Genomic DNA, 2,001 nt, shown 5'->3' with positions numbered 1-2,001 from the left:
ATATCACCGATCACAATATCTGCCCCAAGTTTACCTGGAGCCTGCAAGAGTGCTAGTGCAAGAGGATTGGCGCTTACGATTAAAAGGGCACCTTTTTCTTCCGCAATTTTCTTAATTGCTTTTAAATCCTCAATGGAACCGAAGAAATTTGGGTATTGAACAATTACGGCGGCAGTGTCCTTATCGATTTGTTCTTGCAGCTTCCCTAAATCTGTAACCTCATCAGCAAGATTTACTTCCTCAGCTGTGTATCCCGGACCTCCAGCTACTGTATGTAAAATAGCACGGGATTCAGGATGTACCGCTTTGGATACAAGTACTTTTGAACGTCTTGTAGATGCAACGGCAAGTGATGCAGCTTCTGCAAGCGATGTAAAACCATCGTACATGGAAGAGTTAGCCACATCCATTCCTGTCAACTCACAAACCATCGTTTGAAATTCAAAAATCGCTTGTAATTCACCTTGACTGATTTCCGGTTGGTAAGGTGTATAAGCTGTGTAAAATTCGGAACGTGAAATCATATGATTTACCACACTTGGAATATAGTGATCATAGGTACCTGCACCTAGAAAAGTTGGGTAATGATTTGCATTTTTGTTTTTTGTAGCAAGCTGATTCATTTTTTTCAAAAGAAGCGGTTCAGGAACCGCCTCTGGAATGTTTAGCTCATCCTGCAGGCTAATTTCAGCTGGAATATCTTCAAATAACTCATCTATAGAAGAAATATTTAAAAATTTGAGCATTTCCTCTTGGTCCTGTTTCGTATCAGGGAGGTATCTATAAGTGGCTGTCATATTATTCCTCCCCTTCATTAGTAAATGCTTGATATTCATCTTCGTTTAGAAGTGAATCTAATTCTTCTGGATTGGACATTTCTACTTCGACTAACCACCCTGCTTCAAATGGATGCTCGTTAATCGTCTCTGGAGCGCCTTCTAACTCTTCGTTTACAGTAACTATCGTACCTGAAACAGGTGAATAAAGTTCGGAAACTGCTTTAACTGACTCGATCGTTCCCATCGATTCATTGACAGTTACTTCATCATCAATCGCTGGATTTTCAACAAAGACGATATCACCTAACGCCTTTTGTKCATAATCAGAGATTCCAATACGTACACGATTTCCTTCTAATTGTTGCACCCACTCATGTTCTTTGCTATATCGTAAACTTGATGTAACTTTTGTCATTGTTTTTTCTCCCTCTCCGTTTTTTTGATTTTTGTTATAATTCAGAAAATAAAAGACTGATTTTACTCATAGCAGGTTGTCGATTTCGGGCTGCATGTAAAGTAGCGGAAATCGACTTAAAAACTACACGATAACTCTAATAAAATATTTCCACTTATCTTTTGTAGAATGGTGCATTAACAATAACAGCTTCAATTAGTTTATTACGAATTTCCACTTTTATCGGCGTCCCCACTTCAGCTTGGTCGGCTGATACCAAGGCTAGACCTAAGCTTTTCTTCAAAGATGGTGATTGTGTTCCGGATGTAACAATACCTATTTCCTCTCCACCTTGTGAAATCACCTTGTAACCATGACGCGGAATCCCTCTGCCTGTTACTTCAATCCCTACTAATTTTCGTTTTAATCCAGCTTCTTTTTGTTCTGTAAGAGCAGATTTTCCGATAAAGTCACTTTCTTTGTTCGTCTTTACGACAAAGCCGATTCCTGCTTCAAGCGGGCTGATATCGTTACTGAGTTCTTGGCCATAGAGTGCAAGACGTGCTTCAAGTCGAAGTGTGTCCCGTGCACCAAGTCCACATGGTTGTAATCCATTCGTAGTTCCTGCTTCTAAGAGCTTTTCCCAGAGTACTACCGCTTTGTCTGCTGCTAAATAAAGTTCATATCCATTTTCTCCTGTGTAACCTGTACGGGATACAAGTATGTCGGTAATCCCGGAAGGTTACACAGGAGAAAATGGATATGAACTTTATTTAGCAGCAGACAAAGCGGTAGTACTCTGGGAAAAGCTCTTAGAAGCAGGAACTA

General features: G+C 40.0%; 3 protein-coding genes and 1 pseudogene. 1 reads left to right on the top strand and 3 read right to left on the bottom strand.

The window, feature by feature from the left end; all coding sequences use genetic code 11:
• The 3 genes and pseudogenes from gcvPA to gcvT form a co-directional block, all read right to left on the bottom strand.
• Positions 1–797 (bottom strand): aminomethyl-transferring glycine dehydrogenase subunit GcvPA (gcvPA, locus tag AC1DUW_RS27015; RefSeq protein ID WP_477643946.1); only part of this gene is annotated, 797 nt, incomplete at its 3' end.
• Position 798: 1 nt separating this feature from the next.
• The gene (gene gcvH / locus AC1DUW_RS27010) at positions 799–1,194 is read right to left on the bottom strand and encodes a glycine cleavage system protein GcvH (RefSeq protein WP_477643945.1); all 396 of its coding nucleotides are present in this window, start codon (positions 1,192–1,194) and stop codon (positions 799–801) included.
• Positions 1,195–1,348: 154 nt separating this feature from the next.
• A pseudogene (gene gcvT, locus AC1DUW_RS27005) lies at positions 1,349–1,894 on the bottom strand (glycine cleavage system aminomethyltransferase GcvT); the annotation flags it as partial.
• 1 nt (position 1,895) lies between these two features.
• Here gcvT and AC1DUW_RS27000 point away from each other — a divergent pair.
• A partial coding sequence (locus tag AC1DUW_RS27000; RefSeq protein ID WP_477643947.1) for a hypothetical protein occupies positions 1,896–2,001 on the top strand: 106 nt, incomplete at its 3' end.

The sequence above is a fragment of the Peribacillus sp. P4_C12 genome (assembly GCF_056402095.1).
Note: the sequence above shows the minus strand (reverse complement) of the source record. Positions and strands in the feature narration are given on the sequence as shown.